This is a genomic window from Occallatibacter sp. FHG110214_02 (assembly GCF_059115385.1).
Genome location: NZ_JBZYWK010000019.1, coordinates 52,364 through 64,923 on the forward strand (window position 1 = coordinate 52,364; position 12,560 = coordinate 64,923).

The following is a 12,560-nucleotide window of genomic DNA, read 5'->3' on the forward strand; positions in this document are numbered from 1 at the left end:
GTCGCCTCAGTATTTTGCGCGGACAGTCATCTGCAGCTCGACGAGCGCGTTGCGGGGCAGGGCGCTGACGCCAACGGCAGCGCGAACATGGCGTCCCGCTTCGCCAAAGACGGCGACCAGCAAGTCAGAAGCTCCATTGATGACGGCGGGAGAATCCGCAAACCCGGACGGCGCATTGACGTATCCGTTGACGGTAAGAATCTCTGCAATGGAGTCGAGCGAGCCAAGCTCGCGCTTCAGCACGGCAAGCTGGGTAAGTACGCAGACGCGGGCGGCGGCGTAGGCCTCGTCCACGGTACGGTCCACGGCCACCTGGCCGGTGATAACACCGTTCGGGTCAACGGAGATAACACCCGAGAGATAGATAACATCGTTCACGCGTTTGGCGGAGACGTAATTGCCGCCCGGCGCGGGCAAAGAGGGAAGTTCCAGCCCCAGTTCTTTCAGCTTGTCTTCTGCTTGGGAGAATGTGGTCATCTTGTCTTCAGACAATATCAGGTTGCAGGAAATCGTTATTGGGTTTTTATGCCCATGCAAGTTAGGATGAGCCATGCGCTTGTTTTTCGCGTTGCTGCTGGTGCTTCTGGTGCCGGCGGTTACGCCAACTTCCCCCATTGCGCTTCATACGGAACGCTCTTCTCCCGGTGATCTGGAGATTGGCGGCGAGCTTGCGGGTTTGCCTGCCGGCACAACCCGTTATTTGCGGTACGATGACCTGCTGAAACTTCCTGAACAGACCTACACGATTCACGATGACAATTTCCACGCGCCCGCGGAAGTGAGCGGCATTCCGCTGGAAGAGCTGGCAAAGCTCATTGGCGAGCACGCGAACATGATTGTCGCCATTTGCTATGACAGCTATCGCGCCAACTACTCGCCGGAGTACCTTGCCGCGCATCATCCGTTTCTTGTCATGCGTATCAACGGCAAGACGCGTGAAGGTTGGCCCAAGGCTCCGACCGGCGACGATATGCAGCCTTACATGATTGCGAATCCGAATTTCAAGCCGGGCTTCAAGGTGCTGGCGCATGACGATGAGGAACAAATTCCCTATGGAATTACGCGGCTGGAGTTTCGCAACGGCGCGCATATCTATGCGCCGATTCTTCCGGCAGCACAGTGGCGCGGCAATCAGCAGATCATGGACGGCTACCGGATTGCCCGCGAGGATTGCTTCCGCTGCCACAACTCGGGCCCGGAAGGCGGCACCATGGGAAAGAGTTCGTGGTCTCTGCTTGGTACAGATGCGCTAAAAGACCCGGAACGTTTTCGCACTATCATTCACAGTCCGGAGACGCTGCGGCTCGGAGCGCGCATGCCCGCGCAGCCAACCTATGATCGCGCTACGCTCGACGCGCTTGTGGCATACTTTCGTACATTCGCCCCCACAAAGCCGGAAGCACAATCCGCTGCGAAGGAAAAATCACATCCGTGATTACAAACATTGCGACAACGCGCATTGCAAAACTGCTGCTGCTCTGTGGAATCGCGCTCTTTTACACGCTGGTGGTCTTCAATAACCTTACGGACTTCGACTCCAACTACCAGTTCGTGCGCCACGTGCTGATGATGGACTCTACCTTTCCCGGCAATCATGGAATGTGGCGCGCAATTCCGCTGGCCGCCGTGCATCTTGCGTTTTACTTCAGCATCATTGCGTGGGAGATTGTAACGATGGTGCTGCTGTGGCTTGGTGTATGGAAGTTGCTGCATGCGCTGAAGCGGACTGTGACAGAATTTCATGTTGCAAAGCGCACGGCAATTGCGGGGCTCACGCTCTCCATGCTGATGTGGCTGGTCGCGTTTCTTTCCGTTGGCGCGGAGTGGTTTTTGATGTGGCAATCCAGAACATGGAACGGCCAGGAAGCAGCTTTCCGTATGTTTGCCGTAGTTGGAATCGTACTGATTTTGCTGCTGATTCCCGAAAGCGAAGTCCAGCCTTAAGCAGCTTGCCGCCTGTGCCCCAGCAGGTAAACAACAAGCCCAGCCACGATGTATCCAAGATAGATTTCTGGAATCACACGGCCATGCACGGCATCGCTGGCTGATTGCAAATCGAAAATCGCAATCAGCAACATCACAATCACTGTAACAATGCTCACCGCTGCAATGCCTGTGGAGTGCTGCCCGGCGGCGCGCCGTGCGAAGGGAAGTGCTACAGCCATCAAGCCGTATGCCGTAAGGAAGCCGAAGACGGAGAGCGACCCGGCCAGGTCATAAATATCCAGCGCGCTTACTGAGAGCATGCTGAGGATTGCAGTGGAGACCAGCATGGCTCCCACGACCAGCACGACCGATGCGCCGGGCGTGCCGTGGCGCTTGCTGGTGTGCTCAAAGAGTCGCGGTACCAAGCCTTCATGCGCCATCTTCATCATCAGGCGCGATGCGGCATTGGTGCATGCGAGCACACAGGCAAACATGCTGACCATGGCGAAGAAATCAATCGCAATACCCAGCGGCCCGACTCCTGCAACCCCCGCAAGCAGATGCAGCGGGCTGGTTGAGTCATTAGACTTGCCGCTGATGGAGTGAAAGCCAAGCACCTCAGAGTAGGAGCTGAGAATGAAAAACGTGCCGATGCAAAGAGCGCAGAGAATTACAGCACGTGGAATGGTGCGCAGCGGGTCGCGAGCCTCTGTGCCGAGTGATGTAGCGCTTTCAAACCCGACAAAGCTGAAGATGGCGAGCACGAGCGCAGGTCCAAGCGAGGGGAACTTCACATCCTTGAGCCGGAACTGGTCCCAGTCAATATGCAAGCCGAAGTGAAAGGCCAGCGCGCCGAGCACAATGAGAATGGTGGCCACGCTCAGAGCTTCAATCCAGAGCATCACTTCCGCAGAGAGCTTTACATCACACCATGCAATGAATCCCGCAACGCCGCATGTGAGCGCAAGAACCAGCAGTGCCGGCGGCGCGAAGTGGAAGAACTGCTGCGAGAGCAGCACGGCGTAGTAGAGCGCTCCGCCTGCAACCGATGCTCCCGTTGCTGTGTATGCAAGCAGCAGTGCCCATGCGGAGATGGCTGCATAAACAGGCCGCAGCGTGGCGGAGGTGTAAGTGTAGAGTGAGCCGGGTGAGGCCGACATGCGCGCAAAGCGGCTTACACAAAAGCCCACAAGCAGAATGGCCGAAGTCGCTAGCGCGTAGACGAGCCATGTGGCGTTTCCAGCAAGCGCAAAGACGATAGGGATAGTGAGCGCGGGAGTGGCGCTGGGCGCAACCGCGGAGACCGATTGCGCAAGCGTTTCCACAGGGCCGAGAACGCCGGTGTGCAGGCCGTAGTTTTTTGCGGGAGAATGTTCGGGATACACGGCGGCGTTGCTTGCGGCTGTATTAGGATCGGGCACGAATCGTCCTTGAGGAAACGGAAATAAGGCTTCAGCGTTGATGCGGTTGTATCAAGTGTTGCGCGTTGCGCGGGGATGGTCAAGGCTTAGACGCAACAGCGCATGAGGATGCCATGAAGACGCATCTTCTACACTGAATGCGATGACGATTGCGGCGATTATATTGGCTGCCGGAGCAAGCCGAAGACTCGGCCACGCTAAGCAACTTGTGGAGTATCACGGAGAGAAGCTGCTTGCGCGTGCAATCCGCGTAGCGCGTGAAGCAGGAGCCGCGCCGGTAGCGGCAGTGCTCGGTGCGCAGGCCGATGCGATTGCCGCCTCTATTGATCTCAGCAGCGTGCATGCCGTGCGGAATGCGGATTGGGCGCAAGGGATTGCAAGCTCGATTCATGTGGGGCTACGTGCAGTGGAAGAGAGTGCTCCCGACGTGGATGGAGTGCTGATTTTGACCTGCGACCAGCCTAAGCTGACAACGGAACATCTGCATGCGCTGATGGAGGTGTTTATTGCGGAGCGGCGCGAAGGAATCGTCGCTTCGGAATATGCAGGAGTCCTCGGTGTGCCTGCGATTTTTCCGCGCAGTGTCTTTGCGGAGTTATATGAGCTGAGCGGCGACAAGGGCGCTCGTGCTCTCTTGAAGAATCCCACATGCGCGCTGGTTACGGTTGATTTTCCGGGTGGGGAAGTGGATGTGGACACCCCGGAAGACCTTGCAAAGCTGGGCTAAGCCTCAGCGCTCCACGGTCGCTTCAATATAACCATGCGGCTCGTCAATCGGAACAAAGATGTGATTGGGATTGTCCTGTCCGAAGGGTTCAAGATTCGCCAGCAGGTGGTGAAGGTTCGGCATGGTGAGCTTGATGCGCGCAATCTCCGGCGCGGCATCGAGCGCGGCTTGTGCCATGTCATAGAGCGTGTGTTGAACGGACTGGCTGTCATGCGCGGCAAAGGTTTTGAGCAGTGCGCTGATGATGTGATTGCGCACTTCGTTGAATTGCGTGCCGGTAGCGGAGTATTCCCATGTCGCCGTAGCACTGGTGCCAAAGATGCGGTCTGTCGCGGGCTTCAGCGTTGTCAGCTTGTCTACGATGTAACCGGTAAATGCGGAGTTGGTGGTCTTGAGGATGGTGAGGCCTGAGACGCCAGAGGTTATCTGCCACGGCCCGTTCTGCATGCGCGTAACGTGCGCGGTGTAAAGCTCCGGCCCGCCAAGCTTGAAGGTTGTTGGCTCGGCGTTACCGTCCAGCAGCACACGTTCCCAGGCTCTATCCGAGACTTCAATGCTGACGGAAGACACGTGCGCGTTGTTTGCCAGAAGGTAGTCGCCAAGCTCGATTGCGAACTCTTCCATGCTTTCTGCCTTGGAGGCTCGCGCAACGGAGTACACGGTGTTCTTCATCGTGTCGGTAGGCAGAATGTTGCTGTTGTCGGCCTCGGTGAAGGCGGTCTTAAACTCGCCTTCCAGCAGAACCTGCACGTTCCATTCAACAAACTCGTGCACATCGCCCTTGCGCGTAATGCGTGATAACCGGACACGCGACTTGCCGTAGCGGTTTGTTCCCAGTTTGGCCATTAGCTCCCTCGATAGGTTGTATAGCTGTTGTCGCTGAGCAGCAGCGGCAGATGGTAGTGCGCATCGCCGCCGGCATGAAAGGCGAGAATGACTTCAGGATAGAGGCTCGTGCGGCCCTGCTTCGCAAAGTAGTCGCGCAGATGAAAGGTGAGGCGGTAGTGGCCGGGCTTTGCATCTGTAACAAGGTCACGCACACGGCCGTCGGTGTCGGTTGCCGATTGCGCAATGGCAGTCCATGCGCCGTCCGCCAGCGATTCGAGCGTGACAGGGATGCCGATTGCAGGCTTGCCGAGCGCTGTGTCGAGTACATGCGTAGTAATTGTGCTCATAGCTCCAACCATTTTGTTAAGCGGATGTGCATAATTTGCCGCTGCTGCTCGGCGGCCTCGCGAAGTTCTGTTGCGCGGTCGTTGTGCAGGCGGCGCTGCAGGATAGCAAGCATCTCTTCGGAAGATTTTCCCGTTGCACAAACAATATAGGTGAAGCCGAAGAGTTTTTCATACTGCAAATTCGCCTGCGCAATCGCATCCAGAATTTCTTGTGAAGCGGATGTAGTGGAAGATTGCTCTTGCTGCGACCATGCTGCGGATTGTTGCGATGCGTGCGCAGCCTTGCGTTCGCCAATGCGTGGATGACAGACGAATGCTTCAAGCCAGTCTGATTCGGTCATCTGTGACCAGATTTCGTCAGCAGCCGCGTAGAGCGCTTGTTGCGTGGAGAGAGGCCGTGCAGCGGTCATTGCTACAGCCCAGCGCTTAGCACCGCAGCATGCGAGCATTGCTTCGGTGGCGCTATGCGCGTCGGCCTGATTCCACGCTTCAAGAATGGCATTCATGAGTGTGCATTTCAGTTCGCAAGTTCAGCCAGCGTGCGGGCGAGGACGTGAACGCCGGTGCCGATCCATTCCGGTGAAGCGTATTCGTCGGGCCGGTGGCTTACGCCCTTGCGGCAGGGAATAAACAGCATGGCGACCGGGCAGATGCGCGCCATGAAAAGCGAGTCGTGATAAGCGCGGCTCACCATGCGCTTATAGCTGCTTCCAGCGGCAATCGCGGATTCTTCCAGCGTGGCGAGGATAGCTTCATCGCAGGTGGCGGGCGGGTCGGCGTTGATGGTTTCCGTGGTGATGCGAACGCCTCGTTTCGCAGCGGCAGCGTTGCATGCAGACTGAATCTCTGCGAGCACGCGGTCGCGGCGTGCCGCGTCAATATCGCGAATATCCAGCTCAAGCTTTACGCGGGAGGGCACAGAGTTAACCGCTCCAGGAAAGACCTCGCAGACACCCACGGTTGCCACCGTATCGATAGCTCCTGTAGCTTTCGCAGCGCTCTCGGCGGTAAGAATGATTTCCGCAGCGGCAGTGAGAGCGTCGTGACGCACAGGCATGAGCATGGCTCCTGCATGCCCGCCTTCTCCCTCAATCACAATGCGTTGGCCTGCCGGGGCAGCGATGTGCGTGACAAGGCCTATGCCGATGTTTTCCGCCTCGAGAGTGGGGCCTTGCTCGATGTGCAACTCGATGAATTGATGGAAGTGTCCGGAAGGCAACGCAACGGATTCAATCGGTCCGGAGAAGCCCGCGGCAGAGCGCAGTTCCTCAAGAGTGCTGCCCTGGTTGTCGCGCAGCGTACGAGCCAGGGCAGGTGAAAGCGCTCCGGACATCATGCGGCTTCCAAGGCATCCAATGCCGAAGCGCGTTGGCTCCTCTGAAGTGAAGATGACCAGTTCAATGGAGCGACGTGGCTTGAAGCCAAGCTTCTGTAGAACGCGAATCGCCTCCAGTCCGCCGAGCACGCCAACGCAGCCGTCATAGAGGCCCGCGTTAGGAATTGCGTCAATATGCGAGCCAGTTCCAATGGGTGCAAGCGCTGGGTCAGAGCCCTGCCAGCGGGCGAAGGTGTTGCCAATGGCATCTTCATGAATCGTGAGCCCTGCTTCTACGCAAAGATCCTTTACATAAGTGCGTGCGCGAAGGTCTGCCTGGCTGAAGACCACGCGAGTAACAACGGGCGGGTCGGCCTGCGAGATGCGGCCGAGCGTAAGCAGCTCGTTGATAAGGCCGTCAATGCTGAGCGGGGGACGCGGCATGCTTTACTCTCCGAGTGGGTGACGGCGTGAATCCTTGTAGATGAGGTACTTCGCAGGCTGCTTGCCAAGGGCACCAAACCACTGCGGGCAATAAGGAGCCATATAAATGAAGTCGCCTGCGGTAACGGAATACCAGTTGTCACCGAGCCGGTAGATGCCGCCACCTTCCAGCATGAGAAGGCCGTGCTCCATCACATGGATTTCGACCATAGGCAACGCAGTGCCGGGGTCGTAAGTCATGATGTTGACGGCGAAGTCGTAGGCGGGCGCATCGGGTAGAAAAGTTTGGAGGCGGAGACCGTCTTCTCCAGTGATGGGAATCGTGGAAGGTATCTCCGACTGGTTGCCGATGAGAATTTCTGGCCGTTCCGACGCGTTCGGTGTCTCGTAAGGCTTCTCAATAACAGTGGCCTTTGCTGCTGCCGCTGCTGTAACCGTGTGCGGCGTGCCTTCGGGAAGATATGCAAAGCCTCCGGGCTTAAGCGTATGTGTCTGTCCGGCTGCTTCCAGCGTTAATTCGCCTTGCAGAACGTAAAGAAAGCGCTGTGCGGGCGCAGGCGCGAGCGTTCCTCCGGCGCTGAACTCTGCTGTGAGCTGCGTGAACTCCGCGCCGAGTTGCGGAGCGGCGTGCAGGATGACATTCACGCCTGTTGCGCCGTTGAGCGCGGTGCGGATGAAGGCATCGGGCGTTTGCAGAAGATGGTCGGGCTTAAGGCTGCTGCGGGTATGTCCGAGACGGTGCATAGAACCTCACTCAATGTGCGTCTGATTTTAGCTGATGGTTGCTGCAATGCGTTGAAGGAAGCTGGCTGCAACCTCGAGCGCTGCTTCTACATCCTGCTCGCGTACAGACTCGTCAGGGTGATGACTGATGCCGCCAATGCTGCGAACAAAGAGCATGGCGGAGGGAATATGCGAGGCAAGCATCATGGTGTCATGGCCTGCGCCGCTGGGCAGAATGCGGAGAGGAAAGCCGGATGATTGAAGGGCGCTGGTGAGATGAGCGGTGAGTTGCCTGTCCATTGGAATGGCCGGCTCGCTCATTGTTTCTTCAAACGCGACGATGAGCTTGCGGCGCTGCGCAATTGCATGCGCTTCTTCGATAAGCACACTTACGGCTGCTGTCCGCACGGCGTCATCAGCGTGGCGAACGTCGAGGCTGAGGCGCGCAAGGCCGGGGACAACGTTTGCGGCATTTGGCTCAACTGCAATTTGGCCAACGGTGGCAACCAGGCCTTCCGTACGCAGGGCTGCAGCTTCGACAGCGGTAATCCATTCCGCGGCGGCTGCCAGCGCGTCATGCCGCAGCGATGGCGGAGTTGTCCCGGCATGGTTGGCGTGCCCGGTAAAGGTCAGCGTGCTGCGCATCTGCCCAACAATGGCGCTGACAACGGCGAGCTGCAGATTTTCCGATTCGAGGACAGGGCCTTGTTCAATGTGGATTTCAAAGAAGGCGGCTGCGTTGGAATCGAGTTGCGCTGCGGGGATTTCCGCTGGATTAAGTCCGTAGGCGCGGATGGCTTCCGACAAAGTAACGCCATCGGCATCCTTTCGCTCCAGCAGCGCGGGGTCGAAACTGCCGGCAACGGCGCGGCTGCCAAGGAACGGAACGCCAAAGCGCACGCCTTCCTCTTCGCTGAAGGCGATGACCTCAATGCTCAGCGGAAGCTCGCGCTCTTTTGCAATTTGCACTAGCTCCAAACCAAGCACCACACCCAGAACACCATCGAAAGCGCCGGCATTGGGAACGCTATCAATATGCGAGCCAATTACCAGGCGCCTGGGGCTGGCATTGGCGGGTTGATAGATGCCGCGCAAGTTGCCGATGGCATCCGTGCGTACCGTCATGCCGAGAGCTTCCATGCGATGCCCGAGCCAGCCGTGGAGTTCCCGTACGGGCGGTGTAAGAAAGCGGCGTGTGATGCGTCCGGGTTCTTCCGTAAAGCGGGCGTAGTGAAGACATTCGATAATGGCGCGTTGCGCGCGGTCTTTTAGCGGTGTGGGCATTCTTGTCCGTGTGGGGTGGGGGCGAAAGAGCCGTTGGTAAAAATCTTCTCGCCGCGAAGCCACGTTTCCGTAACGCGCCCGCGGAGACTCGCACCAAGATAAGGCGAAAGCTTATGCCGGAAGTGGAGCATGCTCTCTTCTACTTTGTGGATGGTGTCGGTATCAAAGACTGCAAAGTCTGCATCAGCGCCAGTGCGAATGGCACCTTTGCTATGCAGCGCAGCCAGGCGCGTTGGTGATGCGGAGAGCCATTCGGCAACATGCGTCAGCGCTGCTTCGGGGGTGAAGAGGCGTTCCAGCAGGCCAGTCCAGAGGATGGGGAGCCCGAGGCCGAGGCTGGCGATGCCGCCCCATGCCCCATCAAAACGCCCTATGTCCTGCTTCTTCATGCTGGGCGGGCAAGGGGAGTGGTCTGTCGTCACCATGTCGATGACTCCGGTAGCGAGAGCTTGCCACAGTGCTTCGCGGTTTTGTGCGCTGCGGATGGGTGGGGCGCATTTGTATTCGGTTGCGCCGACGGGAATTTCTTCGGCGGCGAAATGGAGATAGTGAAGGCAGGTTTCGACAGTGACAGGCAGACCGCGTTTGCGGGCTTCGCTGAGCATGGGCAGGGCCTGCGCCGTGGCGAGATGGACAATGTGGACGGGCGTGCCGAAATCCTCGCATAAGCGGATGAGCAAGGCAATCGCTTCCACTTCGGCAGAGTCCGGTCGCGAAGACAGGTAAGTCGAGTAATGCTGCCAGTCGGCGGATTGCGCATTGAGAGCGGCGGTCTCATGGTCAATCGAGCCGGCTAGTTCTGCATGCGCAAGCAGCGGCAGGCCCGTGTCTTTGAGCTTTGCAAGAGCTGAGCAAAGGTCGGATTCCTCTGCTGCGGAGAAGCCGTCCACGCCGGAGTGGACGAGGAAGCATTTGAAGCCGGGAACCCCGGCGGCGATGAGGGCAGGGAGTTCGTCCGCGTTGCCGTGAACAAGACCGCCCCATGCGGCCCAGTCTGTCCACGCGGAACCTTGCGCGGCGCGGCGTTTCTCTTCCAGGGCTGTGGCGGTGGTTGTTTCCGGAATGCAGTTGAGTGGCATATCCACGAGCGTGGTTACACCGCCGGAGGCCGCCGCCTGAGTGGCCGTTGCAAAGCCTTCCCAGTCCCTGCCGGGGTCGTTGATGTGAACATGGGTATCTACAAGACCGGGGAGCAGGGCAAGGCTGCCGAAGTCATGGATAATGTCGCAGATAAGGGGCGCATCCCACGGCGCGACGTCGGTGATCTTGCCTGCGTCCACAAAGACCGTGGCGGAGCGTACGCCTTCAGGGGTCACCACGCGGGTTGAGCGGAATGCCTGCGCCATAGAAGCTATCTCATATTATGCTTTTGGGCTTTGATTCACTTTTTGAAACTCGCTTTGAGGCGAGTTTCATGATGCGATTTTTGGCGGCGGTTAAATTAGGAGATAGCTTGAACTGTGTTTACTTTTGTAGCAGAGGATGATGAAGAATGACGGCTGGGCCGAGTCATGATGTGCCGAATCCGGAGTTTTTGCGCCGTGCCATTGCGCTTGCCACGGAGAATGTCACTTCCGGGCGTGGAGGGCCGTTTGGAGCGGTGATTGTTCGCGACGGCAAGATTATTGGTGAGGGCGCGAACTCGGTGACTGCGACGCATGACCCAACAGCGCATGCGGAGGTGACGGCGATTCGCGCGGCGGCCAAGGCGCTGGGGGCGTTTTCGCTGGCGGGGTGCGTGCTTTATACGAGTTGTGAGCCTTGCCCGATGTGTTTGGCGGCAAGCTACTGGGCTCGTCTGGATGCTGTCTATTACGGAGCCTGTGCGGCAGACGCGGCGAAGGCAGGGTTTGACGACGCGTTTCTCTATGCAGAGTTTAAGAAGGATTCGCATGAGAGGGCGCTGCCTGCGGTGCGGTTGCTGGGAGATGAGGCCTGGGAAAGCTTTGCGGCGTGGCTGGAATCGCCAACCAAGACCGCGTACTGATCCAGACCGCATCGGTGCGCGTGGCTGACTTGCGGGAAAACTTTGCCAGGCCCTAAATCCGAAAATTTCCCCGAATTTCTTTCTTGTCAGCATCAAAGGCTTCAGCAAAGCTGCTTCAGTGCCCTCCGGTAGCTGTAGCGCGGCGGTTCACTTCCGCTTGAATCTTCCTTATATCCTGGCCGAGAAGTTTGCCATCCTCAACCTTGAGCTCGCCACCTATGTAAACGCGGTCAATATCGCGCTCCGCGGCTACAAGAACAAGATTGGCGTACGGATCAAAGATGCTTCCAAGCCGGTCAGGGTTGATAGCCACAAAGTCCGCAAACTTGCCAGCTTCAAGGCTGCCTAACTTGTCCTTCACGCCCATCACGTCTGCCGAGCCCATGGTGTGCAGGTAGAGAACGTCATAGGGACTCATGATGGTGGCGTCCTCATACTTGTCATGAATCGCATAAAGGCCGGTGCGCATGTTTTCAAACGGATCGGCAAGGTCGGCGCTGGCTTCGCCATCCACGCCCATGCCAATGCGGATGCCTTTCTTCCGGTACTTCGGAATATCCGCAACGCCGGATGCAAGGCGGCCATTTGAGAGCGGGTTCCAACTCATGCCGCCATGCGCCTTGGCCACCTGGTCGAGGATGTAGTCATTGGTATGGATGAAATGCCCGAAGTAGAGCGTAGGACCGAGCAAGCCGGAGTCCATGAACCAGCGGAACTTGGTTTGTTCTTCGCCTACCGTGTCAGGCGGCTCCAGATAGTGGCTCTGGTTGCCAATGTGGAACTCATCCATCATGGCTTTTTCCGCAAGAGACTGCTGATAGGTATCGTTGAAGGCGGTTGAGCCGTTCAGCATCACGCTTAGAAAGCGCGAAGTTCGGGGCTGCGCAGCGGTCCAGTCAAGAAAACCCTTAAGGCGTGTGCGTGCCATTGCCTGTGTGTCGGTGGTGCTGATCTGGTCTGGCTGGTAGCCGTGGACAAAGCGAATGCCGGAGTCCGTTTCGGCGCGGAATTCGGCTTCGTCGCAGTCATTCTGCTTGCACAGCCCCCACGAGGTTCCGCCATACGCAAAGTCGTAGGCTCCCGTAATGCCGTGGGAGAGATGGTCAAGCGCGCCGTGCAGAGTGAACCAGTAGAAATCGTCAGGCTTGGCGTACGCAGCGTGATGAATATAGAGCCCGTCAATCCAGCCGGGAAGTGTTTTGTCAGCCGCAATGCCGCGAAAAGCGCTTTGCCAGAGATGGGAGTGCGCGGAGAGAAAGCCGGGAATAATCCAGTCGCCATGAGCATCCCATGTGGCATCGGCATGCGTATTGGCCGGAGGTTCGCCAGCGTGAATCGCAAGAATTTTGCCTTCGCTGTCCACGAGCATGTAGCCGGTGAAAGGCGTCTTCTGGCCTTCCGCCATGGTGAGGAAGTAGGCATGAGTGACGAGAAGCTTAGAGGATTGGGCGGCAAGTAGCGTAGAAATACAGGCAAAACATACGGCGGCAAGGATGGATAGCAGGCATTTCTTTCTCAGGGGCATACAGAAGTTGATAACTGGCGGGCATAGGGGATG

The 12,560-nt window shown here is 57.9% G+C and carries 14 protein-coding genes; 4 read left to right on the plus strand and 10 right to left on the minus strand.

Annotation, left to right across the window (positions count from 1 at the left end):
• Positions 1-6: 6 nt before the first annotated feature.
• Positions 7-477, minus strand: coding sequence for a RidA family protein (locus AC5S3R_RS15635; RefSeq protein WP_494268064.1), 471 nt, complete (start codon positions 475-477; stop codon positions 7-9).
• A 73-nt stretch (positions 478-550) separates the two neighbouring features.
• Here AC5S3R_RS15635 and AC5S3R_RS15640 point away from each other — a divergent pair, with 73 nt between their 5' ends.
• Together AC5S3R_RS15640 and AC5S3R_RS15645 are read left to right on the plus strand one after the other, a co-directional pair.
• Positions 551-1,435, plus strand: a complete 885-nt coding sequence (locus AC5S3R_RS15640) for a c-type cytochrome (protein WP_494268066.1) — start codon at positions 551-553, stop codon at positions 1,433-1,435.
• Complete coding sequence (locus AC5S3R_RS15645; protein ID WP_494268069.1) at positions 1,432-1,944, plus strand: DUF2165 family protein; 513 nt, start codon at positions 1,432-1,434, stop codon at positions 1,942-1,944. The genes AC5S3R_RS15640 and AC5S3R_RS15645 overlap by 4 nt, the downstream gene beginning before the upstream one ends.
• On the opposite strand, the gene AC5S3R_RS15650 is transcribed toward AC5S3R_RS15645, so the two are convergent.
• Positions 1,941-3,347 carry an APC family permease gene (locus AC5S3R_RS15650; protein ID WP_494268071.1) on the minus strand — a complete coding sequence of 469 codons (1,407 nt, stop codon included), beginning with the start codon at positions 3,345-3,347 and terminating at the stop codon, positions 1,941-1,943. The two genes, AC5S3R_RS15645 and AC5S3R_RS15650, sit on opposite strands and share 4 nt — an antisense overlap.
• A gap of 142 nt (positions 3,348-3,489) precedes the next feature.
• On the opposite strand from AC5S3R_RS15650, the gene AC5S3R_RS15655 reads away from it, so the two are divergent.
• Positions 3,490-4,074: a nucleotidyltransferase family protein gene (locus AC5S3R_RS15655; protein ID WP_494268073.1), complete on the plus strand. Its 585-nt coding sequence runs from the start codon at positions 3,490-3,492 to the stop codon at positions 4,072-4,074.
• A gap of 3 nt (positions 4,075-4,077) precedes the next feature.
• On the opposite strand, the gene pucL is transcribed toward AC5S3R_RS15655, so the two are convergent.
• From pucL to allB, 7 genes are read right to left on the minus strand one after another with little or no spacing between them, the layout of a single operon-like run.
• Positions 4,078-4,920 carry a factor-independent urate hydroxylase gene (pucL, locus tag AC5S3R_RS15660; RefSeq protein ID WP_494268075.1) on the minus strand — a complete coding sequence of 281 codons (843 nt, stop codon included), beginning with the start codon at positions 4,918-4,920 and terminating at the stop codon, positions 4,078-4,080.
• A complete protein-coding gene (gene uraH / locus AC5S3R_RS15665; RefSeq protein ID WP_494268077.1) occupies positions 4,920-5,249 on the minus strand; it encodes a hydroxyisourate hydrolase in 330 nt (109 codons plus the stop codon). Before uraH ends, pucL begins: the two co-directional genes overlap by 1 nt.
• Positions 5,246-5,755 (minus strand): 2-oxo-4-hydroxy-4-carboxy-5-ureidoimidazoline decarboxylase, encoded by a 510-nt coding sequence (gene uraD, locus AC5S3R_RS15670; protein ID WP_494268079.1) that lies wholly within the window; start codon positions 5,753-5,755, stop codon positions 5,246-5,248. Before uraD ends, uraH begins: the two co-directional genes overlap by 4 nt.
• Positions 5,756-5,766: 11 nt before the next feature.
• Positions 5,767-7,008 (minus strand): M20 family metallo-hydrolase, encoded by a 1,242-nt coding sequence (locus AC5S3R_RS15675; protein WP_494268081.1) that lies wholly within the window; start codon positions 7,006-7,008, stop codon positions 5,767-5,769.
• A 3-nt stretch (positions 7,009-7,011) separates the two neighbouring features.
• A complete protein-coding gene (gene allE / locus AC5S3R_RS15680; RefSeq protein ID WP_494268082.1) occupies positions 7,012-7,752 on the minus strand; it encodes a (S)-ureidoglycine aminohydrolase in 741 nt (246 codons plus the stop codon).
• 27 nt (positions 7,753-7,779) lie between these two features.
• Positions 7,780-9,015, minus strand: a complete 1,236-nt coding sequence (locus tag AC5S3R_RS15685; protein ID WP_494268083.1) for an allantoate amidohydrolase — start codon at positions 9,013-9,015, stop codon at positions 7,780-7,782.
• On the minus strand, positions 9,000-10,361 hold the full coding sequence (gene allB / locus AC5S3R_RS15690) for an allantoinase AllB (RefSeq protein WP_494268084.1): 1,362 nt from the start codon (positions 10,359-10,361) through the stop codon (positions 9,000-9,002). Before allB ends, AC5S3R_RS15685 begins: the two co-directional genes overlap by 16 nt.
• A 146-nt stretch (positions 10,362-10,507) precedes the next feature.
• On the opposite strand from allB, the gene AC5S3R_RS15695 reads away from it, so the two are divergent.
• Complete coding sequence (locus AC5S3R_RS15695; RefSeq protein ID WP_494268085.1) at positions 10,508-11,002, plus strand: nucleoside deaminase; 495 nt, start codon at positions 10,508-10,510, stop codon at positions 11,000-11,002.
• A gap of 115 nt (positions 11,003-11,117) precedes the next feature.
• Here AC5S3R_RS15695 and AC5S3R_RS15700 read toward each other — a convergent pair whose 3' ends face one another.
• Positions 11,118-12,527, minus strand: coding sequence for an amidohydrolase family protein (locus AC5S3R_RS15700; protein ID WP_494268086.1), 1,410 nt, complete (start codon positions 12,525-12,527; stop codon positions 11,118-11,120).
• Positions 12,528-12,560 lie beyond the last annotated feature (33 nt).

Coding starts and splice junctions, on each gene's coding strand:
- AC5S3R_RS15635 (WP_494268064.1), bottom strand. CDS start 477: ATGACCACATTCTCCCAAGCAGAAGACAAGCTGAAAGAACTGGGGCTG.
- AC5S3R_RS15640 (WP_494268066.1), top strand. CDS start 551: ATGCGCTTGTTTTTCGCGTTGCTGCTGGTGCTTCTGGTGCCGGCGGTT.
- AC5S3R_RS15655 (WP_494268073.1), top strand. CDS start 3,490: ATGACGATTGCGGCGATTATATTGGCTGCCGGAGCAAGCCGAAGACTC.
- pucL (WP_494268075.1), bottom strand. CDS start 4,920: ATGGCCAAACTGGGAACAAACCGCTACGGCAAGTCGCGTGTCCGGTTA.
- uraH (WP_494268077.1), bottom strand. CDS start 5,249: ATGAGCACAATTACTACGCATGTACTCGACACAGCGCTCGGCAAGCCT.
- uraD (WP_494268079.1), bottom strand. CDS start 5,755: ATGAATGCCATTCTTGAAGCGTGGAATCAGGCCGACGCGCATAGCGCC.
- AC5S3R_RS15675 (WP_494268081.1), bottom strand. CDS start 7,008: ATGCCGCGTCCCCCGCTCAGCATTGACGGCCTTATCAACGAGCTGCTT.
- allE (WP_494268082.1), bottom strand. CDS start 7,752: ATGCACCGTCTCGGACATACCCGCAGCAGCCTTAAGCCCGACCATCTT.
- AC5S3R_RS15685 (WP_494268083.1), bottom strand. CDS start 9,015: ATGCCCACACCGCTAAAAGACCGCGCGCAACGCGCCATTATCGAATGT.
- allB (WP_494268084.1), bottom strand. CDS start 10,361: ATGGCGCAGGCATTCCGCTCAACCCGCGTGGTGACCCCTGAAGGCGTA.
- AC5S3R_RS15695 (WP_494268085.1), top strand. CDS start 10,508: ATGACGGCTGGGCCGAGTCATGATGTGCCGAATCCGGAGTTTTTGCGC.
- AC5S3R_RS15700 (WP_494268086.1), bottom strand. CDS start 12,527: ATGCCCCTGAGAAAGAAATGCCTGCTATCCATCCTTGCCGCCGTATGT.